Source organism: Novosphingobium sp. CCH12-A3 (assembly GCF_001556015.1).
GTDB classification, from domain to species: domain Bacteria; phylum Pseudomonadota; class Alphaproteobacteria; order Sphingomonadales; family Sphingomonadaceae; genus Novosphingobium; species Novosphingobium subterraneum.
Genome location: NZ_LSIA01000057.1, coordinates 26,685 through 47,257, shown reverse-complemented (window position 1 = coordinate 47,257; position 20,573 = coordinate 26,685). Strand labels below are relative to the sequence as shown.

Annotated in this window: 19 protein-coding genes, 1 tRNA gene, 1 other RNA gene and 1 pseudogene; 13 read left to right on the top strand and 9 right to left on the bottom strand. The window is 64.2% G+C overall.

Annotation, left to right across the window (positions count from 1 at the left end):
* Positions 1–430 (top strand): annotated as a pseudogene (locus AX703_RS28195) (hypothetical protein); the annotation flags it as partial.
* The gene (locus AX703_RS04345; protein ID WP_062342878.1) at positions 427–1,155 is read left to right on the top strand and encodes a hypothetical protein; all 729 of its coding nucleotides are present in this window, start codon (positions 427–429) and stop codon (positions 1,153–1,155) included. The pseudogene AX703_RS28195 and the gene AX703_RS04345, both read left to right, overlap by 4 nt.
* Before the next feature lie 104 nt (positions 1,156–1,259).
* Here the strand turns inward: AX703_RS04345 and AX703_RS04340 are convergent.
* The 3 genes from AX703_RS04340 to AX703_RS04330 form a co-directional block, all read right to left on the bottom strand.
* Positions 1,260–1,336, bottom strand: a tRNA-Ile gene (locus AX703_RS04340).
* 48 nt (positions 1,337–1,384) lie between these two features.
* Positions 1,385–2,395, bottom strand: coding sequence for a polysaccharide deacetylase family protein (locus tag AX703_RS04335; protein ID WP_062342876.1), 1,011 nt, complete (start codon positions 2,393–2,395; stop codon positions 1,385–1,387).
* On the bottom strand, positions 2,392–4,128 hold the full coding sequence (locus tag AX703_RS04330) for a histidine kinase dimerization/phospho-acceptor domain-containing protein (protein WP_062342874.1): 1,737 nt from the start codon (positions 4,126–4,128) through the stop codon (positions 2,392–2,394). Before AX703_RS04330 ends, AX703_RS04335 begins: the two co-directional genes overlap by 4 nt.
* A 258-nt stretch (positions 4,129–4,386) precedes the next feature.
* Between AX703_RS04330 and AX703_RS04325 the strand changes: the two genes are divergently transcribed.
* Positions 4,387–4,863, top strand: coding sequence for an Lrp/AsnC family transcriptional regulator (locus AX703_RS04325; RefSeq protein ID WP_039337420.1), 477 nt, complete (start codon positions 4,387–4,389; stop codon positions 4,861–4,863).
* Positions 4,864–4,888: 25 nt separating this feature from the next.
* Here AX703_RS04325 and AX703_RS04320 read toward each other — a convergent pair whose 3' ends face one another.
* Entirely contained in the window at positions 4,889–5,179 is a 291-nt protein-coding gene (locus AX703_RS04320; RefSeq protein WP_039337422.1) for a chorismate mutase, read from the bottom strand.
* 100 nt (positions 5,180–5,279) lie between these two features.
* On the opposite strand from AX703_RS04320, the gene AX703_RS04315 reads away from it, so the two are divergent.
* Both AX703_RS04315 and AX703_RS04310 read left to right on the top strand, forming a co-directional pair.
* Positions 5,280–6,293 carry a polyprenyl synthetase family protein gene (locus AX703_RS04315; protein WP_062342872.1) on the top strand — a complete coding sequence of 338 codons (1,014 nt, stop codon included), beginning with the start codon at positions 5,280–5,282 and terminating at the stop codon, positions 6,291–6,293.
* Between the two features lie 31 nt (positions 6,294–6,324).
* Complete coding sequence (locus tag AX703_RS04310) at positions 6,325–7,341, top strand: aldo/keto reductase (protein WP_062342870.1); 1,017 nt, start codon at positions 6,325–6,327, stop codon at positions 7,339–7,341.
* 2 nt (positions 7,342–7,343) lie between these two features.
* Here AX703_RS04310 and AX703_RS27220 read toward each other — a convergent pair whose 3' ends face one another.
* Positions 7,344–7,490 (bottom strand): hypothetical protein, encoded by a 147-nt coding sequence (locus AX703_RS27220; RefSeq protein ID WP_156451909.1) that lies wholly within the window; start codon positions 7,488–7,490, stop codon positions 7,344–7,346.
* A gap of 108 nt (positions 7,491–7,598) precedes the next feature.
* Here AX703_RS27220 and hrpB point away from each other — a divergent pair, with 108 nt between their 5' ends.
* The 3 genes from hrpB (at position 7,599) to ffs (ending at position 10,586) form a co-directional block, all read left to right on the top strand.
* The gene (gene hrpB / locus AX703_RS04305; RefSeq protein WP_062342868.1) at positions 7,599–10,127 is read left to right on the top strand and encodes an ATP-dependent helicase HrpB; all 2,529 of its coding nucleotides are present in this window, start codon (positions 7,599–7,601) and stop codon (positions 10,125–10,127) included.
* Between the two features lie 33 nt (positions 10,128–10,160).
* Positions 10,161–10,439: an ETC complex I subunit gene (locus tag AX703_RS04300; RefSeq protein WP_062342880.1), complete on the top strand. Its 279-nt coding sequence runs from the start codon at positions 10,161–10,163 to the stop codon at positions 10,437–10,439.
* 52 nt (positions 10,440–10,491) lie between these two features.
* An RNA gene (gene ffs / locus AX703_RS04295) (signal recognition particle sRNA small type) lies at positions 10,492–10,586 on the top strand.
* On the opposite strand, the gene AX703_RS04290 is transcribed toward ffs, so the two are convergent.
* Positions 10,584–11,072, bottom strand: coding sequence for a DUF4188 domain-containing protein (locus AX703_RS04290; protein WP_062342866.1), 489 nt, complete (start codon positions 11,070–11,072; stop codon positions 10,584–10,586). The two genes, ffs and AX703_RS04290, sit on opposite strands and share 3 nt — an antisense overlap.
* A 98-nt stretch (positions 11,073–11,170) precedes the next feature.
* Here AX703_RS04290 and AX703_RS04285 point away from each other — a divergent pair, with 98 nt between their 5' ends.
* From AX703_RS04285 to AX703_RS04275, 3 genes are all read left to right on the top strand, one after another.
* Complete coding sequence (locus AX703_RS04285; RefSeq protein WP_062342864.1) at positions 11,171–13,012, top strand: DNA polymerase III subunit gamma/tau; 1,842 nt, start codon at positions 11,171–11,173, stop codon at positions 13,010–13,012.
* The gene (locus tag AX703_RS04280) at positions 13,009–13,344 is read left to right on the top strand and encodes a YbaB/EbfC family nucleoid-associated protein (protein WP_039337431.1); all 336 of its coding nucleotides are present in this window, start codon (positions 13,009–13,011) and stop codon (positions 13,342–13,344) included. The genes AX703_RS04285 and AX703_RS04280 overlap by 4 nt, the downstream gene beginning before the upstream one ends.
* 129 nt (positions 13,345–13,473) lie before the next feature.
* Positions 13,474–14,496, top strand: a complete 1,023-nt coding sequence (locus tag AX703_RS04275) for a VacJ family lipoprotein (protein WP_052242653.1) — start codon at positions 13,474–13,476, stop codon at positions 14,494–14,496.
* Positions 14,497–14,581: 85 nt separating this feature from the next.
* On the opposite strand, the gene AX703_RS04270 is transcribed toward AX703_RS04275, so the two are convergent.
* The gene (locus AX703_RS04270) at positions 14,582–15,616 is read right to left on the bottom strand and encodes an SIR2 family protein (RefSeq protein WP_062342862.1); all 1,035 of its coding nucleotides are present in this window, start codon (positions 15,614–15,616) and stop codon (positions 14,582–14,584) included.
* Positions 15,617–15,827: 211 nt separating this feature from the next.
* Here AX703_RS04270 and lon point away from each other — a divergent pair, with 211 nt between their 5' ends.
* Both lon and AX703_RS04260 read left to right on the top strand, forming a co-directional pair.
* Positions 15,828–18,233 carry an endopeptidase La gene (gene lon / locus AX703_RS04265; RefSeq protein ID WP_062342860.1) on the top strand — a complete coding sequence of 802 codons (2,406 nt, stop codon included), beginning with the start codon at positions 15,828–15,830 and terminating at the stop codon, positions 18,231–18,233.
* A gap of 211 nt (positions 18,234–18,444) precedes the next feature.
* Positions 18,445–18,717, top strand: a complete 273-nt coding sequence (locus tag AX703_RS04260) for an HU family DNA-binding protein (protein WP_039337436.1) — start codon at positions 18,445–18,447, stop codon at positions 18,715–18,717.
* A 73-nt stretch (positions 18,718–18,790) separates the two neighbouring features.
* Here AX703_RS04260 and AX703_RS04255 read toward each other — a convergent pair whose 3' ends face one another.
* On the bottom strand, positions 18,791–19,651 hold the full coding sequence (locus AX703_RS04255; protein ID WP_062342857.1) for a hypothetical protein: 861 nt from the start codon (positions 19,649–19,651) through the stop codon (positions 18,791–18,793).
* An 18-nt stretch (positions 19,652–19,669) separates the two neighbouring features.
* A complete protein-coding gene (gene rlmB / locus AX703_RS04250; protein ID WP_062342855.1) occupies positions 19,670–20,485 on the bottom strand; it encodes a 23S rRNA (guanosine(2251)-2'-O)-methyltransferase RlmB in 816 nt (271 codons plus the stop codon).
* Positions 20,486–20,573: the final 88 nt, after the last annotated feature.

The window sequence follows — 20,573 nt, the reverse complement described above, 5'->3', positions numbered from 1 at the left end:
GAGACAGGTTTTGGAGGGGGGAGAATGGGGGCGTTATTTGGGTGGGAATGTGATGTGGCCCCCTTGCCCAGCGGAATCCGACGGGGCACAAGCATTCACCATGACCAACACGCTTTATTATGGCGACAATCTTCATGTGCTGCGCGAACACGTGAAGGATGAGAGCGTCGATCTGATCTATCTTGATCCGCCGTTCAATTCGAACGCCAACTACAACATTCTGTTCAAGTCTCCGGAAGGGCGCAATTCCGACGCACAGATCGAGGCGTTCGAGGATACAGATCCTGACGCTGGCCGAACTTTTCAAGGGAATGCGGCCCGACATTCTGTGGGTCGATGCCAGCGTGATGAAGAGCGCCAAGCGCGAGGATACTGCGCGGGAGGGGAGTTTGTTGTGACCACTCCGGAAAAAACAGGGGAACCCAAGTGAAACGTCTGCCGATCTTGCTTGCCGCCGCACTGGTCGTGTCCGCCTGTAGCGGGGCCAAGAGCACCGTAATTCCGACCGATCCGCAAAAGTGGGACGAGATTGCCGAGGACGTCAAGAGTCTGAGCGACGATGATCGCAAGCTGGTCGTCGGATATATGATGCGCATGAGCGTAGGCGCGGCCTTTGCTGGTCAGAAGGGCGGCATTCCTCCTGGCACGACCATCGGCGATGCGATCAAGGACCAGAAAGACTGGCTGGCCAAACAGAAGGCCGAGGAAGAACAGGCAGAGCAACTGAAAGCTAAGGTTGCCGCCCAGAAAGCAGCCGACGCCGAGCAGATCAGGCGGGTGGCAACTATCGCGGTGACAAACGTGGACGTTGTCTCGCAGGACATCATGGCCGGACGTTACAGTGATCGGCTGAACGTCGAGGTGACGATCGAGAACAAGTCAGCCAAGCAGATCAGCGGGGTGCGTGGCACGGTGGCCTTCAAGGATCAGTTCGATCAGGAGATCGATCAGACGACATTCTCGCTGGATGAGGACGTCAAGCCAGGCGAGACCCGCATCATCAAGAACTACGGTCGCGATCTCAACCAGTTCAAGGACGAGGACAAGAAGCTCGCCAGCATACCCTTCGCGAAGATGAAGGTATCCTTCGTGCCGGAGATGATCGTATTTGCGGACGGATCAAAGATTGGCAGCGCCGAGACGAACGAGCCGTGATTGGAGCGCTGGAGGGCATCGTAAAATGCCTTCCGTCACAACACCGAGGCCCCCGCCTGCGCGGGGGAGCAGGGTCATTTGTCCGACTCTATCGGTGGGAATGATGGTGGGCCCGGCAGGACTTGAACCCGCGACCTAGCCGTTATGAGCGGCCAGCTCTAACCAACTGAGCTACAGGCCCATCGCTGATCCCGCTAGCGGCGCAGTCGCGGCTTGGCAAGATCACTCGTCAGACTTGCGCGGCGGCGATGATCTCGCTGACGCAGGTCGGGCGGACGCGGTGGCGGGCGAGATGGGCGAAGACGCCGCGCCACCAGTCATAGAACTGGTCGAGGTCATCCTCGCTGCGGACGTAGGGCGTGTAGCCCGGCCGAAGCGAGGGGCTGTGGAAGGAGAAAACGAGCAGGGGCAGGCGGCTTTCCAACGCCATGTCGATGCCAGTCAGCGCTTCGAGCAGCGTGACACCTTCGGGAGTCAACGGGATCCGATCGAGCAGGCCGAGCCGGGCGAGCGCGCCGCGAAGGCGTGGCACGCGCCACAGGGCGGGGTAGACTGCCGGTCCGTGGCGGCGCAGGTGCCCGGCGAAAACCGTGGTGAGCGGCATTTCCATCAGTCCGTTGCGGCGGTCGATCCACCAAGGGCGCAAGGGGTGGTCGCGGAAGTTGGGGCCGCCGGTGGAGCTGTAATCGAAGCGCGAGCGGACCGAGGTGTCGATCGCGATGGCGCAATCGGACAAGGCGGCTGCGGTATTCGGGCCGACACCGTACCGCCCTGCGCGGTAGATCAGCGGGCCGACCCCGAAGGCCTGCTCGATCGTGTCGCGCAGCTTGCGGAACTTGGCACGTTCCAGATCGGCCGGGAGATTGCCGGCGAAGCTGTTGTGGACATTGACGAGTTCATCGTAGGGCGGGTTGACCCAAGGGTGCAACTGCACGCCGATTTCGGCGCGCCCGGCGAGGACGGCGGCGCCGAGGACTTCGGCAGCGCGCGGGTCGCTCGCCACCGGGTAATCGACAAGGTAGACCGGAACAACACCGAGGCCCTCGCAGAACTGCTGGAACTTGGCGAGGCGGGGGATGTGGTCGAGGCCGTGGCTGGTGCGATCCAGCGGCTTGGACCAGTCAAATTCCTCTTCGGTGTCGACCGTCAGGATGAACCGGGTGCCAAATTCGGGCGCGAAAGTGACGAAGTCTTCCGGCGACGGCAGGCGAAGGATCTGAGGAGAGGCCGAGGCTGTCATGCGCGGGCCTGCATCGGCGCGGCATCGCTCGGAGGTTCGTCCGCCAGCGGAATAGTGGCAACGAACTGCGAATGCTCCCGCAGCAGGGATCCGCCACCGGATTCAAACTCTGCGCGGGCAAGGCGCAAGGCAAAGCCGTTGCCAAGCATTGCCGAAGCGGCCAGCACGCCACCGCCCGTCGGCGCTTCGGGCGCAAAGAGGGCCGCATCGTCAAGCCGGTCGAGCGCGGCGGGGAGCGTGACTGACAATCTGGCGCAGCGTTCGCGCTGTTCAAGCGCGATGGCGATGCGCTCGCCGGGCGCGACGCTGGTGGCGATGACCGAGAGCAGCCGCCACACGCTGCGTTCGATTTCATCGGCAGCGAATGCCACTGCAAGCGGGCCTTGTGACATGCTGACGGAAAGCCGGACGTTGCGGGCTGCAAGAACGGGGGAGATCTGTTCGACAAGCCCGGCGACCAGCGCAGCCGCATCGGCAAGGCCGGTGTCGATTGCAAGCGCGCGCGATTCCAGCTTCACCAGCCGCTCGATCTCTTCGAAGCCGGCGAGCATCTGTGCCGCATCTGCCGCAATGCTGGCAGCCATGGCGCGGTACTGGTGCGGCGTGGTGCCGAAGACCTGGGACTGGATCATCTCGGCAAAGCCCTGGATCGCGTTGATCGGCGTGCGCAGCTCGTGCAGCAGCTGCCGCAGACGGTCTGCCTCGGCCGAGACGGAGGGCGTTTCCGGAGCCAGTTCCGCAGCTGGCATTTGGACATGGCGGCGCAGGCGCAAAAGGTAGCCGGCGAAGCGACCACCATCGCGCGTGAAGATTGGCGTGCCATCGGCCTGCCAGTGGCCAGCCACGAGATCGGCGCCCTCGATCGACAAGAAACCGGCCTCGATCGGCTGGCGCTGTCGGAATGCGCGAGCGGTGGTTTCATCGCACCGCATCGGTGCGGCGGCATCGGCACAGAACATTTGGCTGCCGAGCAGGACCCCCGGCGGGTCGATGCCTGCGTGAACGACAAGCCCAAGCGCATCCGTGCGCAGATCAATCGTCGCGACCGGCTTGCGCGGTGCGGCGTTCTCCTCGCCGAAGGGCAGGAGCGGGGCAAGACCATCGCCGCGAGCGGCCTGAGGCGCAGTGGCCTCGCGTTCCTCGCGCTTGCGCCGGAAGGCCTCGATGCGGCGGACGATCGCGCCGATGCCGTCGTCGGCCGGGATGGGCTCGGGCACAGGCTCGGGCTCGGGCTCGGGCTCGGGCAGGGGGGCCGCCTGTCTGTCAGCTCGGCCCTGTTCGATTGCGACCGCAGGTTCGGGCTGGGGCAGCAGGAAATCGTTGATGCCAAGGCGTGATAGCAGCTGGCGGACCGGCTCTCCCAGATCGGCGCGATGGCGCACGAAGCCGCGCGCCTGTACCGGGAGGCGCGGGATAACGGCGAGCCAGTCCTCGTCGGTCAGCCGGGCGGCCGATACTGCAGCCGCCGCGGTACGGGGACCGCCTTGGGCAAAATGGTAAACCAGCACGGCAGAGCGGTGCGGGGCCGAGCGAAGAACTGCGGCGCATTCCTCGTCGGTCAACATGGCGCAAAGCGAATCCATGCGCTGGAGCGCGCCAGCGTGCTGCCGATTCCACGCGGCGAGCGGGACGGGGCCGAGCAGGTCAACCAACTGGCGCAGCTGCGTTCTGGCTGCCGTCTTGCCGGCCGCGTGGGTGCGCAGCACGGTCTCAAGGCGGTCGTCAACGATCATCAGAGCTCCGCGTGTGGCCTTTCGTGCACCGTAGCGTGAAGCTCCGGACAGGTTGCTAATCCGCTGAACTAGCCCGGAGAAGGCTAACAAATCGTACCGGTTGCGGGAAGGTGACTATCCACTGCGTTGCAATGTGGGACGGTTGCACTATGAAACAATAAAATTATCTTGGACGGCGGATTTTGTGCGGAAAGTTGCGACTCACGCTTCTTTCCGAATTCCCCGACCGGGGCTTTGCGAAACGGACGAACACGAAGAATGGCAACCCTTGATGGTATCGACCGGCGCCTGCTTGCCGAACTGCAGGCCGAGGGCCGCGTGACCAACGTGGAATTGGCGCAGCGCGTCGGACTTACCGCACCCCCATGCCTGCGCCGGGTGCGCGCTCTGGAAGATGCCGGAGTGATCCGCGGCTATCACGCTGATCTCGACGCCTCGAAGCTCGGCTTTGCGATCACCGTGTTCGCTCTTGTCAGCCTGAAGAGCCAGGCCGAGGAATCGCTGCGTCAGTTCGAGGACCATATGCGCACCCTGCCCGAGGTGCGTGAATGCCACATGCTCAACGGCGAGATCGACTTCATCCTCAAGATCGTCAGCCGTGATCTGCAGAGCTTCCAGGAATTCCTCACCAGCAAGCTGACGCCTGCGCCCAACGTGGCAAGCGTGAAGACCTCGCTGACGATCCGCACTGCCAAGCAGGTGCCCGGCGTGCCGCTGGAAGATCAGGTGGGCTAAGCCCCGACCATCCCCTCAAGGGCTTTCAATCGGCAGATCCGGCCGCTTTCTCGTGGTGGCGGATCACTTCCTGGATGATGAAGCGCAGGAACTTTTCGGAAAATTCCGGATCGAGCTTCGCGTCTTCGGCAAGCTTGCGCAGGCGTGCGATCTGGCGCTCCTCGCGGCCGGGGTCGGAGGCGGGAAGCTTGTTCGCGGCCTTGTAGGCGCCGACGGCCTGGGTGATGCGGAAGCGTTCGGCGAGGATGTGGATCATCGCCGCATCGATGTTGTCGATGGACTGGCGATAACCTGCCAGAACCGGATCTTCGCTCATTCCCTTACCCCGTCTTTTGGTCTGCGCGTTCGTGTCTGGGCCGCTACAGTGCAAGTTGCGTCTTGCCAAGCGCTGCCCTTGCCGCCAAGCGGTCAATCCGATGACTGCGACCATCCATACCCTGCCGCGCAAGGCCGAACCTTCGCTGGCGCCGATGATGGCCCTCGTTGCCGAGGGCATGAACAGTGTCAACGCCGTGATCCTCGATCGGATGCAATCGCGCATTCCGCTGATCCCGACGCTGGCCGGGCACCTGATCGCGGGCGGCGGCAAGCGCATGCGCCCGATGCTGACCCTGGCGAGCGCCTCGCTGCTGGGCTACGGCGGATCGCGCCATTACAAGCTGGCGGCGGCGGTGGAATTCATCCACACCGCAACGCTGCTGCATGACGACGTGGTCGATGGCTCGGACATGCGGCGCGGCAAGAAGACCGCCAACATTGTCTACGGCAACCCGGCGACGGTGCTGGTGGGCGACTTCCTGTTCAGTCGCAGCTTCGAACTCATGGTCGAGGACGGCAGCCTCAAGGTGCTGCGCATCCTCTCGAACGCCTCGGCGGTGATCTCGGAAGGCGAGGTCGACCAGCTGGTCGCGCAGCGTCAGATCGAGACGACCGAGGAAATGTACCTCGACATCATCGCGGCAAAGACGGCGGCGCTGTTCTCTGCGGCATGCCGGATCGCGGCGGTGGTGGCCGAGCGTGACGAGGCGGACGAGCTGGCGCTCGATTCCTATGGTCGGAACCTCGGCATCGCGTTCCAGCTGGCTGACGATGCAATCGACTATGATTCCGAAGTTGCCGAAATGGGCAAGGACCAGGGCGACGACTTCCGCGAAGGCAAGATGACCCTGCCGGTGATCCTCGCCTATGCGCGGGGCGACGCCGAAGAGCGCAAGTTCTGGCAGGAGGCGATTGCGGGCGACCGGTCTTCGGACGAAGACCTTGCCCACGCGATCGAGCTGATCCGCCGGCACGATGCGGTGAACGCCACGCGCGAACGGGCGCGGATGTATGCGCAGCGGGCAATCGACGCCATTGCCGGCTTCCCGGCCAGTGCTGCCAAGGTCGCCATGACCGAGGCCGCGCTGTTCGCCGTCGCGCGGAGATTCTGATCCAGTTTCATACGTATAGCGGGAGAGCCTGATGCAGCATCGTCGCCTCGGCCGGTCGGCCATTGTCGTTTCCGATATCTGCATGGGGACGATGACCTTCGGCAGCCAGGTGGATGAAGCCGAAGCGCTGCGGGTGCTGGATCGCTGCTATGACGCAGGGATCAATTTCTACGATACGGCTGAAGGCTATCCCGTGCCGCCGGACGTCAAATGGGTGGGGCGGACGGAAGAGATCGTCGGCAAATGGCTCAAGACCAAGCCGCGCGATGCGATCGTGCTGGCGACGAAGGTTTCGGGGCCGAGCCATGTCTGGTTCCGTTCACCCTGTCGCAACGGCATGACCGCACTGGACCGGCGCAATATCGAGACGGCAATCGAGGCCAGCCTGAAGAGGCTCGGCACTGACTACATCGATCTTTACCAGACCCACTGGCCTGATCACGACACGCCTTATGACGAGACCATGGAAGTGCTGCACGAGCTGGTGCAGGCGGGCAAGGTGCGGATTACCGGCTGTTCGAACGAGACCAGCTGGGGCCTGATGAAGTCCCTTGCGACTGCCGAGCGTCTCGGCACTGTGCGCTACCAGACGATTCAGAACAACTTCAGCCTGAACAACCGTCGCTTCGAGGACGAACTGGCGCAGGTCTGCCGACAGGAAGGCGTGAGCCTGATCCCTTACTCGCCAATTGCGGGCGGCGTGCTTTCGGGCAAGTACAACGGTGGAGCACGGCCTGAGGGCGCGCGGTTCTCGCGCTACCTGGCAATGGAAGGGCGGCAGGCGCAGATGGGCAAGCGCTTCGTCAACGATCGCAGCATTGCCGCGACCGAGCGGTTCATGGCCATTGCGGCGGAGGCCGGGCTCGATCCCGTAACGATGGCGGTGGCATGGTCCAAGCAACACGACTTCGTGGCTTCGACCATCGTCGGCGTCGGTGCCGAAGGTCAACTCGACCCGATTCTTGCCGCGGCCGATCTCGTGCTGAGCGACGACGTGATGAAGGCGATCAACAAGGTGAGCCGCGAGATTCCCTATCCGATGGGCTGACCTTACTTGCGCCTGCCGAAGCGGCGCCAGAGCCAGTAGCAGCTGCCGCCGCAGACCGCTCCGATGCCCAGCATGATGGCGCCGATCATCACACCGCTGAACAGCAGGCCGGTGGTCAGCGCCACGACGAATTCCAGCGTGCTCTTCATCTCTCCCCGCCTAGCATGCTTGTGCAGTCTGGACCATGAACGTTCTGTAAGGGTCTGCGTTTCCCGGAACGTTGCCTTGGGAAGGCAAAGGCCGTTAAGGCGCGTGGCGTGAGCGACCTGCCGATCCATGCCGTCCTGCCTGACCTGCTTGCCGCCTTGCGCGTGGGCCCAAGCGCCGTGCTGATCGCGCCGCCGGGTGCGGGCAAGACGACAGCGGTCGCGCCCGCGCTGCTGGGGGAGAAGTGGTGCGGCGGGCAGGTCATCGTGCTGTCGCCGCGGCGTGTTGCGGCGCGTGCCGCAGCCGAACGAATGGCCGAGCTGCTGGGCGAGGAAGCGGGGCAGACCATTGGCTATGTCACGCGCCTTGATGCCAGGCGCTCGGCCAGAACGCGGGTGATCGTGATGACCGAGGCGATCTTTGTCTCGACCATCCTGAACGATCCGGAATTGCAGGGCATTTCCGCCGTACTGTTCGACGAGGCGCATGAGCGGCATCTCGACAGTGACCTCGGGCTGGCGCTGGCGGTCGAGGCGCAAGGCGTGCTGCGGGAGGATCTGCGCATCGTGGTGATGTCGGCCACGATTGACGGTTCGCGCTTTGCCGCGCTGCTCGGTGACGCACCGGTTGTAGAGAGCGAGGGCAAGGCGCACCCGCTGACGGTCAAGTGGCTGGGCGCGCGGCCGGACCTGAAGATCGAGGCTGCGATGGCTTCGGCAATCCAGACGGCGTGGCGCGATGAGAGCGGCGACATTCTCGCTTTTCTGCCGGGCGTGGCGCAGATCGAGCGGACGGCGGATCTTCTGGCCGAGCGCTTGCCGCAGGCGCTGGTGCTGCCGCTGCATGGACAGGTTGAGCCGGCAGGGCAGCGTGCGGCCATCCGGCGCGATCCGCAAGGGCGCCGGCGCGTGGTTCTGGCGACCAGCATTGCCGAGACTTCGCTGACGCTGGATGGCGTTTCGGTGGTGGTCGATGCAGGCCTTTCGCGGCGGGCGGAGTTCGACAAGGCGGCCGGGGTGACGCGGCTGGTGACGACGCCGGCGAGCCAGGCTTCGGCAGCCCAGCGTGCAGGGCGCGCGGCGCGACAGGGACCGGGCGTCGCCTATCGCCTGTGGGAAGAGGCGGCGCACGCGGGGCGGCCCGCTTTCGATCCACCAGAGGTGGTTACGAGTGATCTTGCGCCGCTGGCGTTGACGCTAGCGCAGTGGGGGGCGGGTGACCCGGCGGGGATGGCGTGGCTCGATGTGCCGCCGGTCGCTGCGATGGCAGCGGCGCGGGGGGCCTTGCAGGCCTTGGGCGCACTCGCCCTTCGACAGGCTCAGGGTGAGCGGGAGCAGTATGAGATCACGGCACACGGGCGGGCGATGGCGCGCCTGCCGATGGAGCCGGCGCTGGCGCACATGCTGTTGTTTGCAGCCGAGCGCGGGCAGGCGGACGAAGCGGCGCAACTGGCCTTGCTGTTGCAGGAACGCGGGCTGGGCGGTCGCGGTGAGGATCTGGCGCGGCGGCTTGATCGCTGGGCGGGTGAGCGCGGGAGCAGGGCCGAAGGATCGCGCAAGCTGGCGGCGCGGTGGGCTGAGCTTGCCAACCGGGTGCTTCGACAAGCTCAGCATGAGCGGGTTTCAAACGGTAAATCAGTTTACCCTAAGCCTGTCGAAGGACGGATGGTGGGCGTCCCACTGGGCGTGTTGCTTGCGGAGGCGTTTCCCGACCGGATCGCGCGGGCGCGGGGGGCTTCGGGCGAGGACTGGCTGGCTTCGGGTGGCCGCGGCTATCGGCTTGATCCGGCATCGCCGCTGGCAACGGCGAAGTGGCTGGTGATCGGAGACGCGCAGGGCGAGGCCAAGGGCGCGCGGATCACGGCGGCGGTGGCGCTGGAGGAGGAAGACGTTGTCCGACACCTCGCGCATCGGATCGAGGAGCGGCATTCCCTCACTTGGAACGCGATCGAGGGTCGCGTCGAAGCGCGGCTGGAGCGCAAGCTGGGGGCCATCGTGCTGGCGCGGGTGCCCGACCCGAAGCCGGACGCCGAGGCTGTTGTGGCCAAGCTGATCGAGGTGGTGCGCGATGGCGGGTTGGCGCTGCTCCCGCTGGGCGAGGCCGCCAAGGCTCTGATCGTGCGGGCGGGGTATGCGGGGCTTGAGGCGCTGTCCGAAGAGGCTCTGCTTGGCGCGCTTGAGGACTGGCTCGGGCCATTGCTGGCGGGGCGGCGCGATCTGCAGATCGGCGCGGGCAGGCTGCACGAGGCGCTGCTGAACCGGCTCGACTGGAACGAGCGGCAGGCGCTCGACAAGCTGGCCCCGGCGGAGTTCCGCTCGCCCGCCGGGACCAGCCACGCGATCGACTATGGCCACGAGGGCGGGCCGTGCGTGGAACTGCGGGTGCAGGCACTGTTCGGGCTGGAGCGGCATCCGTGCGTGGGCCATCCGCCCAAGCCGCTGCTGCTGAGCCTCACCAGCCCCGGTGGCAAGCCGATCCAGACGACGGGAGATCTGCCCGGCTTCTGGCGCGGATCGTGGCGCGATGTGGTGAAGGACATGAAGGGGCGCTACCCCAAGCACCGCTGGCCAGACGAGCCCTGGGCCGAAGACCCGAGCCTCAAGACCAAGAACGCCTTTAACGCGCAAAAGCGGACTTGATTTGCGACCTGATTCGTGTGCAAGCGCGAAGCCATGTCAGCACGCATCTATCAGCGCCCGAAGAATGCCATGCAGTCCGGCAAGGCCCGGACCAGCGACTGGCTGCTCGAGTTCGAACCCGCCGAAGCACGCCGCCCCGACCCGCTGATGGGCTGGGCTGGTTCGGGCGACACGCAGAGCCAGGTGACGCTTGCGTTCAATTCGCAGGAAGATGCGCAGGCCTATGCCGATCGCTATGGCATCGATGCGCGCGTGATCCCGACGCCGCCGCGCAAGCTGAAGCTGCAGAGCTACGCGGATAATTTTAGGTAAGCAGAGTTCGGCGAGGGCTGGACAAGCCTCCGCTTCCTCTCCATATGCCGCGCCGGGAGTCGGTCGGACGCTTGCGTCCGCCAACCTGGTCAGGTCCGGAAGGAAGCAGCCACAACGGGTTGCGGCGGGTCGGCCGGCTCCTTTTTACCCCTCCGTTGCGGCTTTCATGCGCGAGCGCGCCTCATTGCGCTTGCCGGTGGCGGGGATGAGTCCGGCGACCTTGCCGAGGCCGAAGGGTGGCATGTTGCCATAGATCGTTTCATGGGCCCCGGCCGAGACGGCATAGGTCTCGTGAAAGATGCCGACGGTGCCGTCGCTGCCCACGGCCTTGTTGAACGCGGTCCAGGCTGGCCAGTGTTTCTGGTCCCGATCGCGGGCATAGGCTTCGAGACTGTCGAAATCACGCCAGTATTGCAGGAGCACGATGGTGCGCAGATCGCGCAGCATCGTTTCCGTTCCGAGAAAACCGCTTTGCGGGTTTCGCGCAAGTTCGGCGAGCATCGGCCCCATGGCGCGAGCGACTGGGAGCCACTTTCCCACCTTGTGGAAGTGATTGATGCGCATGCCGATGACGAAGACCACCAACGAACGATCGAAATCGGCGGTGAGGCGACCGAGAAGAACCTTGCTCATGAAGTTAAGGTTGCATTTTGCAACCTATGAGTCAATCCACCGATTCTCCCCCTCGGGGCATTCGACAATCGGGCCGGGAGTGCTTACCTAAGGCAGCAATGGCCGATTCCACCCACATGTTTGGCGATCCTCCGCAAGAGGAGGAGAACAAGCCCTCTGCTGCCGAGCTCGAGGCGGCGGGGCAAAGTTCGATGTTCGGTGATCCGGCGCCGGTCGCAGCGCCTGTAGCGCCTGCTCCGGCTCCTGCAGAAGTGGTGCGGGAGACGGCGCCACCGCCACCGGTCGCGCCCGCAGCGGCATCTGCTGCGCAACCCTATCGCGTGCTGGCGCGCAAGTACCGGTCGCAGACCTTTGCCGAACTGATCGGGCAGGACGCGATGGTGCAGACGCTGGCCAACGCGATCAAGCGTGACCGGCTGGCCCATGCCTTCCTGATGACCGGCGTACGCGGTGTTGGCAAGACTTCCACCGCGCGCCTGATCGCCAAGGCGCTCAACTGCATTGGCCCGGACGGGCAGGGCGGGCCTACGATCGATCCGTGCGGGTCTTGCGAGCCATGCCGGGCGATTGCCGAAGGCCGGCACATCGACGTGATCGAGATGGACGCGGCGTCGAACACTGGCGTCGACGACGTGCGCGAGATCATCGAAGCGGTGCGCTACGCGGCTGTTTCGGCGCGCTACAAGATCTACATTGTCGACGAAGTCCACATGCTGTCGCGCAACGCGTTCAACGCCTTGCTCAAGACGCTTGAGGAACCGCCGGCGCATGTGAAGTTCCTCTTTGCGACGACCGAAGTGGACAAGCTGCCGGTCACGGTCTTGTCGCGCTGCCAGCGGTTCGATCTCAAGCGCATTCCGGCGCCGCTGCTCGCCAGCCATTTCGGCATGATCTGCGGCAAGGAAGGCGTCGAGGCCGAGGACGAGGCGCTGGCGATGGTCGCCGCTGCAGCCGAGGGATCGGTGCGAGACGGGTTGTCGATCCTCGACCAGGCGATCAGCCATGCCGATCTGGTCGGCAGCGAGGATGGCAAGACCCGGGTGACGGCCGAGCAGGTCCGGCAAATGCTGGGCCTTGCCGACAAGACCATGCAGCGCCGGCTGCTCGACGCCGTGCTTTCGGGCAAGGGCGGGACGGTGCTGGAGGAAGTGGCGCAGCAGTATGCGCTGGGGATCGAGCCGATCGCGATGATGCGGGCGCAGATGGATGTGGTCCATCGAGTGACGGTTACGCAGATCGGCGGTGTGGGGCCGGACATTCGCTCGACCGAGGAGCGGGAGGCTCTCGAGGGCTGGGCCAAGGCGCTTTCGGCGGGGCAGTTGCACCGGTTGTGGCAGCTGCTGCTCAAGGGTTACGAGGAAGTGAAGGTGGCGCCTGATCCGCTGGTGGCGGCGCAGATGGCACTGTTGCGGGTCATGCACGCGGCGGACCTGCCCGATCCCGGCGGGCTGGTGAAGAAGCTGGAAGAGATTGCTTCCCGGCCCGTGGTCATGGCGCAGACCGCCGAACCGGGCGCTGTCGCGGCTCCCGTGGCTCAAGCGACCGCGGCGCCCGCGATGGACTGGGAAGCGCTGGTCGAGCAAGTCGAGCATGTCTCGCCATTGGTCGGATCGACGATGCGGCTGGGCGTGCGCGTGGTTGAACTCAAGGCCGGTTTGCTGCGCTATCAACTGGCGCCGGGATTGCCGAACGATCCGGCGGCGGATATCCGCCGCGCGTTGAACCACGTGACCGGCGAGGCATGGATCGTCGAGCGCGGGGAGGGCGATGCCCTGCCCAGCCTCGAGGAAGCCAAGGCCGAGAAGGTGGCGGCGGCGGACGCGGCGATGAAGGAAGATCCCTTGGTCAAGGCGGCGCTCGAAGCCTTTCCGGGCGCGGTGATCATTGATGAGGAAAGCTCGCGAGAGCACGAAAAGAGACCCTGGAGCAAACGCGCATGAAGTCGATGGAAGAGATGATCCAGGCCGCCCAGAAAGCGGCGCAGACCATCCAGAAGCAGATGGAGGACGCGCAGGCGACCTTGGACAACATCGAGGTCGAAGGCGCGGCAGGCGGTGGGCTGGTGAAGATCAAGGCTTCGGCCAAGGGCCGCGTGATCGGTGTCAACATCGACGAGAGCTTGTTGGCTCCGTCCGAGAAGGGCATCCTCGAGGATCTGGTTGCGGCAGCTTTCAACGACGCGCGCGGCAAGGCCGATGCTGCGGCTGCGGAAGAAATGCAGAAGGTGCAGATGGCGGCCGGCATTCCGCCGGGGTTCAAGCTGCCGTTCTGACCGGTGGCTTGACCGGTCAGGCCGGTGTGGGCTGGCGATGAATTGATGGTGTAGGACTTGCGGCGTGGCTGGGGGCGGGCCAAGGCTGTGCGGTAAACTGATGAACCGGACAGGAATTCCTGCTTGAGTGTGACCTTGCTTGCCAGCGCTGCCCTGCTTGCCGTTCCCGTTGCGGACGGACCATTGGTGCCGGAGGTTGCGCTGGTGCAGGACTCGCAAGCCTCCGCTGCCGGTGCAGCAACGCCGCTTCCTGCCGAAACCCCGTCTGAGCCACAGCCTACAGCACCTATCGCCTTGCCGCAGGCACCCGCGCCATCGCTTGACCAGATTGAGCAGGACGAGCAGGCGATCGTCGTATCGGGCGAGAAGACCCCGCGGCAGGACCCGATGCAGGCGGTCAATCAGGCGAGCTACGACGCAGTGCAGGCAGTCGACGATGCGGTCATCGCGCCCGTTGCCAACGTCTATGAAAAGGGCGTGCCGCGCCCGATCCGCATGGGTCTCAGGAACTTCCTGCGCAACCTGACCGAGCCGATTGTTGCGCTGAACTATCTGCTGCAACTGAAGCCGGGCAAGGCGGCCGAGACGGTCGGGCGGTTCGCGATCAATTCGACGATCGGCGTCGGCGGTGTGATCGACGTCGCCAAAAACAAGCCCTTCAACCTGCCGTATCGGCGCAATGGCTTTGCCTATACCTTTGGATACTACGGAATCGGGCCGGGACCCTACATGTTCCTGCCACTGGTTGGCCCGACGACGCTGCGCGACGTGATCGGGCTTGGGCTCGACCGTTTCCTGATGCCGTTTGCCGTTGGCGGACCGCTGCGCAATCCGGGCTATGTCTATGGCAGCTTCGTCATCCGCTCGCTCGACGAGCGTGTGGCGAATGACGAACTGTTCAAGCGCATCCGTGAGGAATCGAACCCTTACGCTTCCTATCGCGAGCTTTATCTCAAGACCCGGCAAGCAGAGATCGACGCGCTGAAGGGCAAGGCGGATTTCCAGAAGGAAGGGTCGATCACCCTGCCAGCGATCACGCCGACACCGCCGCCTGCGATGCCTTCTGCGGCCAGCGAGCCCGTTCCTGCTACGCCGCCAGCGCCGATATTTGTCTCGGAGCCGGTGGTGCAGCCGCTGCCTTCCGCACGTTGAGATTGCGCCCCCGCGCAGGCGGGGGCCTCGGCCGGTTTATGCTGGTGGTCCGTAACAACACCGAGGTCCCCTCCTGCGTGGGGACTCAGCTTTCCAGCAGCAGCGAATAATCGCGCAGGACTTCCCAGGCCTTGCCCGGCGAGATCATCAACTGGTCGGCGCTCTCCAGACCTGCGAGGCGGCGAATCATCTGGGCGACGGTGGCGGCGTTGCCGCTGCTCATGCCGTAAGTGGAGATGAGCACTTCGGGATTATGCGAAAGCGTGTTCTCGAAAAGCAAGTCGACATTCTGGGGCTGGAAGCCGAAGCCGAGGAACACGAGGCGTTTTGCGCTGGCGACCGACAGGCGGATGTCGCGCAATGCATTGCGATCGGCGCTGCGTTCGTTGAGCGACTTCAACTGGGCAGCGATCGCATGGATGTTCCATGGCTGCTCGACACCCCATTCGGCCTGGGGTGCCTCACCCTTCTGCCATGGCAGACGGCCAACGGAGCCGTGCGGGTGCACGATGTCGAGCTTCTCTGCAACGACTTGCTGCGCTTCCTTCAGCTCGATCCCATAGGCCATGACCAGTGCGTAAGGCAGGAAGTGCTCGACTGACCGATCGTAGTTGAAGTTTATGATGGTCAGCTGTTCGAGCGTCTGTCCGATCTTGCTCCGGGGAACGCCAGAGGTGATCAGCTGGCCGAGCTGATAGATCCAGTATTCGGCAATCTTCCCTTGAAGCGGCAGCTCACCTTCCACGCGCGGGATATCCTTCAGGTTGCTGCGCGATTCAGCCTGGCCCATGAAGAATGTGATCGCCAGCTTGCCGCAGGCGACAACGAGCGGGTCATGATCGTACTGTTCAAGCACGGTATCGATCGAGCGACCGAGGCGGCAGGCGTTGCGCAGGCGCTCGGCGGCAGCGGCAACATCCTCGACCTTCTTGTTCAGCTTTTCAGCAAGCTTGTAGATATTGCGCAGAAGCAACTGGCCGTCGCGTGTCGAGGTCTCCGAGTTGGTGCGCTTGAAATCATAGCCCTGGATGATGCGAGCCAGCAGTTCCGCGTTGGTCGGAAACTGCAATTCTGCGCTCGCCCCTGCGCCGACGATCAGCGTTGTTCGTGTACGCAGCATGCGACGTGGCAGCCTCCCAGTCCTTCACGTCCAATGCGTATTTATACCTAACATTCGGTTTACGGCTCTCGCCGACAAGAGGGTCAAACTGGTCAGGAGATGTCGTGATCCACAGCCGATATGGCAAAAGCCATTGCGACAGGCGCGCGGTCTCCCCATATCCCGGGAAAGCGCCGGGCGGCGTGCCCGGCAGGACGGAAACGAAGTGCCCATGAATCTCTATCCCCTGCTTCCCCTTCGCGACATCGTCGTGTTTCCCGGCATGGTCGTGCCCCTCTTTGTCGGGCGCGAGAAATCGGTAGCGGCGCTGGAAGCGGCCATGGCCGGCAACAAGGATATCTTCCTGCTCGCCCAGCTCGATCCGGGCTGCGACGATCCGGATCGCGACGATCTTTATGATACCGGCGTGATTGCCAGCGTCCTGCAACTGCTGAAGTTGCCGGATGGCACGGTCCGCGTGCTCGTCGAAGGACGGGACCGCGCGGTGCTTGAGGGCCTGCGCGAGGAAACGACGACGCATGGCGCGATGCTTGTCGCGCAGGTCGAGCAGCAGGAAGCCGTGGTGGCCGAGAGCACCGAGATTTCTGCGATGATGCGGTCGGTCGTCGATCAGTTCGCCGAGTATGCGAAGCTTTCGAAGAAGCTGCCGCAGGACGCCGGCGGCCAGCTTGGCGATATCGAGGATGCTGGCAAGCTGGCGGATTCGGTTGCCGCGAACCTTGCTGCCAAGGTGGCTGACAAGCAGGCGGTGCTTTCCGAATCCGATCCGATGAAGCGGCTCGAGATGGTGCTTTCCTTCATGGAGGGCGAACTGGGCGTGCTGCAGGTGGAGCGCAAGATCCGTGGCCGCGTGAAGCGCCAGATGGAAAAGACGCAGCGCGAATACTACCTGAACGAGCAGTTGAAGGCGATCCAGTCGGAGCTGGGTGGCGGCGATGGCGAGGAAGCCAACGAGATCGCCGAGCTTCAGGAGAAGATCGACACTCTCAAGCTTTCCAAGGAAGCCAAGGCCAAGGCGACGGCTGAGTTGAAGAAGCTCAAGACCATGCAGCCGATGAGCGCCGAGGCGACTGTCATCCGCAATTACCTCGACGTGTTGCTGGGTCTGCCATGGGGCAAGCGCAGCAAGCTCAAGAAGGACATTCCCGCGGCGCAGGCGATCCTCGACGCCGATCACTACGCGCTGGACAAGGTCAAGGACCGCATCGTCGAATACCTTGCGGTGCAGGCGCGCACCAACAAGCTGAAGGGGCCGATCCTGTGCCTCGTCGGACCTCCGGGCGTCGGCAAGACCTCGCTCGGCAAGTCGATCGCCAAGGCGACCGGCCGCCAGTTCGTGCGCCAGTCGCTGGGCGGCGTGCGCGACGAGGCCGAGATCCGCGGTCACCGCCGGACCTACATCGGCTCCCTGCCGGGCAAGATCGTGACCAACCTCAAGAAGGCAGGCACCGCGAACCCGCTGTTCCTCCTCGACGAGATCGACAAGCTCGGCCAGGACTTCCGCGGCGATCCGGCTTCAGCGCTGCTGGAAGTGCTCGATCCCGAACAGAATGCGAAGTTCCAGGACCATTACCTTGAGCTCGACTTCGATCTTTCGGACGTGATGTTCGTCTGCACGGCGAACAGCCTGAACCTGCCGCAGCCGCTGCTCGACCGCATGGAGATCATCCGTCTCGAGGGTTACACCGAGGACGAGAAGGTCGAGATCGCCGAGCGCCATCTGGTGCGCAAGCAGGTGGAGGCGCATGGTCTCAAGAAGGGCGAGTTCACGCTCGAGACCGAAGCACTGCGCGATCTGATCCGCTATTACACCCGCGAGGCCGGCGTGCGCACGCTGGAGCGCGAGGTAGCGCGTCTGGCGAGGAAGTCGCTGCGCCAGATCCTAGAAGGCAAGGCCAAGAGCGTGACGATCACGCCCGAGAACCTTTCCGACTTTGCCGGTGTTCGGAAGTTCCGCCACGGCGTCTCTGACGAGGAGAACCAGGTCGGCGCGGTTACCGGCCTTGCCTGGACCGAGGTTGGTGGCGAACTGCTGACGATCGAGAGCGTGACGGTGCCCGGCAAGGGCGCGGTCAAGACTACGGGCAAATTGGGCGAGGTGATGAGCGAGAGCGTCCAGATGGCGTTCAGCTTCGTCAAGGCGCGCAGTCCGGCCTACGGCATCCGGCCTTCGATCTTCAACCGCAAGGACCTGCACATCCACTTGCCCGAGGGTGCCGTGCCCAAGGATGGCCCGAGCGCTGGCATCGGCATGGTGACCGCCATGGTCTCGACGCTGACCGGCATTCCGGTGCGGGCGGACGTGGCGATGACGGGCGAAGTGACGCTGCGTGGCCGCGTGCTGGCCATTGGTGGCTTGAAGGAAAAGCTCCTCGCGGCACTGCGTGGCGGGATCAAGACGGTGCTGATCCCCGAGGAGAACCGCAAGGATCTTGCCGAGATCCCGGCCAACATCAAGGAAGGTCTGGAAATCGTTCCTGTGAGCCATGTCGACGAGGTGCTGGCACGTGCGCTGGCATCTGTGCCGCAGGCGATCGAGTGGACTGAAGCGGACGATCTCGCCTCTCAGCCAACTGCACCGGCCGGAGCGGCAGGCGCTGCGCCGACTGCCCACTGACGGTTCTCAACTGCAAGTTCGGAAGGGGTGCGCGCACATTTGTTGCGCGCACCCCTTTCGTGTTCTGAAAAGTGCCTAAAAATAAGGTGATTCCGGGCTGGACTGAGCCGATTAGGCCTTGACAGGTGATTGTTTCTCGGCTTGTTTCCGTGCACCCGAAAGGCGACTCAATTCCATTCAACCCAAGACAAAAGACTTAGGGGGTTCCGCAATGAACAAGAACGATCTGATCGGCGCCGTCGCCGATGTCAGCGGCCTGTCGAAGGGCGATGCGACCAAGGCCGTTGAGGCCGTCTTCGAATCGATCTCCGGTGCGCTGGCCAAGGGCGACGAAGTGCGCTTGGTCGGTTTTGGCACCTTCTCGGTAGCCAAGCGCAAGGCGTCGACCGGTCGCAACCCGCGCACCGGAGAGCCGATGTCGATCAAGGCCTCGGCGCAACCCAAGTTCAAGGCCGGCAAGGGCCTCAAGGATGCGGTCAACTGATCGCAGCCTGACCGGGCCTACTGCCTGGTGAGTTTTGGAGCCGCGTCGGTCAGGCAGACCGGCGCGGCTTTTTTCATGGTGCGATGCGGATGAGCGCGGTGGGCGCTTCCTTGGTGCGCTCGTTTACCTTCCACTGCAGCGTCTTGCCGGAAGGGGAGGCGAAGGGCCCTTCGTCGGTATTGTTGGCGAGAATTTCGCCGTCTGTGCTGAGCATCAACACGCCGTCGAGCACAGGCATGCCATCGCCGCCGGCTTTTCCGCTCTTTTCATCGGCAGGCATGGCAGCCATGCCCATGATCGGAGAGCTTGCCGCACCGGAGGCAAACGCCGGGGCATCGATGCGCACGCTGCCATCGGCGCGACGGATGATGGTGACGAAGGGCATGACCATCGGCAGCTTTTCGATCATCGGGAAGCTGAAATCGTGGGTCAGCTTGCCGGTGATCGCATATTCGACCTCGAACCTGCCGTCGCCCTTGTCGATGACCGACTTCCAGCCCTTCTGGCGGCGCAGGCGTTCGGCGAATTCCTGCGCGGCGCGCGGGTCTGAAGGATCGATGCCGCCGAGCATGGCCTTGGCCATCTGCTCGTCGGATTTCTGCTTCTCAGCCGCGGCAGCCTTGCTGGCGGCAACATCCTCTTCCCAGGCCTTCTTTTGCTCCGCGATCTCGCCGTCCGTGCAGGCCCGTTCCTCGCCCTTCTCATCGTCGAAACAGCTCGAAGGTTCGAAGGGGGCGGTCTCGTTCTTGCGGTTGCGCTCTTCGGCAGCGAGCTTCGACAGGGCGAGGACATGGATCTCGCCCTTGTAGGTGAAGCTGAAGCTGCCGTCCCTGCGCAGGTCGATGGCGGAAGTGAACTTGCCGGGGAGGAGCAGGCAGCCTGCCAGCAGGAGTGTGGCGAGCGTTGCCGCCGCCAAAGCCCAAGAACGCCGCATCTGCCCCTCCTGTCGTGCCTATCCCTCGCGCGTGGCCACCGCGTAGAGCGCGATCGCCGCCGCGTTCGATACGTTAAGGCTTTCAATCGCGGACGCAATCGGCAGGCGCGCGATCGCATCGCAGTGCTGGGCAACATTGTGGCGCAGCCCTTCGCCCTCGGCACCGAGGACCAATGCAACCGGACCTGCGGGGATGGCGGAGGGGAACACGGCCTTGCCATCGCCGTCGAGGCCGATGCGCCAGTAGCCTTCCTCGCTCATCCGCTCGAGCGCGCGCGACAGGTTCACCACGCGGACCCATGGCACGATTTCCAGCGCGCCGGAGGCAGATTTGGCGAGCGTGCCCGATTCGGGCGGGGCATGGCGGTCCTGCGTGACGAGCGCGGCGACATTGAACGCAGCGCAGGAGCGGAGAATCGCGCCGACGTTGTGCGGATCGGTTACCGAATCGAGCACGACAATCGTGCGGCCATCGGATTCGTCGAGAACATCGTCGAGAGCGACATCGTCGAGCGGGGCACAATCGAGCACGAGGCCTTGGTGGGGTGCATCCTTGGCAACAAGGCGCGCAAGGTCGGCGGCCTGAGCGTATTCCACGGGCAACGAGGCGGGCAGTTCGGCATCGTGATCGTCGAGCATGGCCTGGATTGCCTCGCGCGTGCCCCAAAGCTTCTTGGCGTCGCGGTTGGGATTGGTCAGCGCAGCCTCGATCGCGTGGCGGCCCCACAGGCGGATCGAGCCCGCGCTGCCCCGGCCCGAACCGCGTCCGCCCTTGTTGCGGCCGGCGCGGCCGCGCAGCGCACGGCCCTTCGGTTGATCGTCATTGCGGGGCATCAGGAGACCTTCTCTGCAAGCTTGTTGAAAAATTTCGTGTCGCGCATGCCAGCCTGCCCATTGACAGGCAAGTCCAGCTTCGCCAAAG

What these genes read in the sequence shown, in the direction of transcription:
- AX703_RS04335 (WP_062342876.1), bottom strand. Translation starts at nt 2,395, where the DNA reads ATGACAGCCTCGGCCTCTCCTCAGATCCTTCGCCTGCCGTCGCCGGAA.
- AX703_RS04330 (WP_062342874.1), bottom strand. Translation starts at nt 4,128, where the DNA reads ATGATCGTTGACGACCGCCTTGAGACCGTGCTGCGCACCCACGCGGCC.
- AX703_RS04325 (WP_039337420.1), top strand. Translation starts at nt 4,387, where the DNA reads ATGGCAACCCTTGATGGTATCGACCGGCGCCTGCTTGCCGAACTGCAG.
- AX703_RS04320 (WP_039337422.1), bottom strand. Translation starts at nt 5,179, where the DNA reads ATGAGCGAAGATCCGGTTCTGGCAGGTTATCGCCAGTCCATCGACAAC.
- AX703_RS04315 (WP_062342872.1), top strand. Translation starts at nt 5,280, where the DNA reads ATGACTGCGACCATCCATACCCTGCCGCGCAAGGCCGAACCTTCGCTG.
- AX703_RS04310 (WP_062342870.1), top strand. Translation starts at nt 6,325, where the DNA reads ATGCAGCATCGTCGCCTCGGCCGGTCGGCCATTGTCGTTTCCGATATC.
- AX703_RS27220 (WP_156451909.1), bottom strand. Translation starts at nt 7,490, where the DNA reads ATGAAGAGCACGCTGGAATTCGTCGTGGCGCTGACCACCGGCCTGCTG.
- AX703_RS04300 (WP_062342880.1), top strand. Translation starts at nt 10,161, where the DNA reads ATGTCAGCACGCATCTATCAGCGCCCGAAGAATGCCATGCAGTCCGGC.
- AX703_RS04290 (WP_062342866.1), bottom strand. Translation starts at nt 11,072, where the DNA reads ATGAGCAAGGTTCTTCTCGGTCGCCTCACCGCCGATTTCGATCGTTCG.
- AX703_RS04285 (WP_062342864.1), top strand. Translation starts at nt 11,171, where the DNA reads ATGGCCGATTCCACCCACATGTTTGGCGATCCTCCGCAAGAGGAGGAG.
- AX703_RS04280 (WP_039337431.1), top strand. Translation starts at nt 13,009, where the DNA reads ATGAAGTCGATGGAAGAGATGATCCAGGCCGCCCAGAAAGCGGCGCAG.
- AX703_RS04270 (WP_062342862.1), bottom strand. Translation starts at nt 15,616, where the DNA reads ATGCTGCGTACACGAACAACGCTGATCGTCGGCGCAGGGGCGAGCGCA.
- lon (WP_062342860.1), top strand. Translation starts at nt 15,828, where the DNA reads ATGAATCTCTATCCCCTGCTTCCCCTTCGCGACATCGTCGTGTTTCCC.
- AX703_RS04260 (WP_039337436.1), top strand. Translation starts at nt 18,445, where the DNA reads ATGAACAAGAACGATCTGATCGGCGCCGTCGCCGATGTCAGCGGCCTG.
- AX703_RS04255 (WP_062342857.1), bottom strand. Translation starts at nt 19,651, where the DNA reads ATGCGGCGTTCTTGGGCTTTGGCGGCGGCAACGCTCGCCACACTCCTG.
- rlmB (WP_062342855.1), bottom strand. Translation starts at nt 20,485, where the DNA reads ATGCCCCGCAATGACGATCAACCGAAGGGCCGTGCGCTGCGCGGCCGC.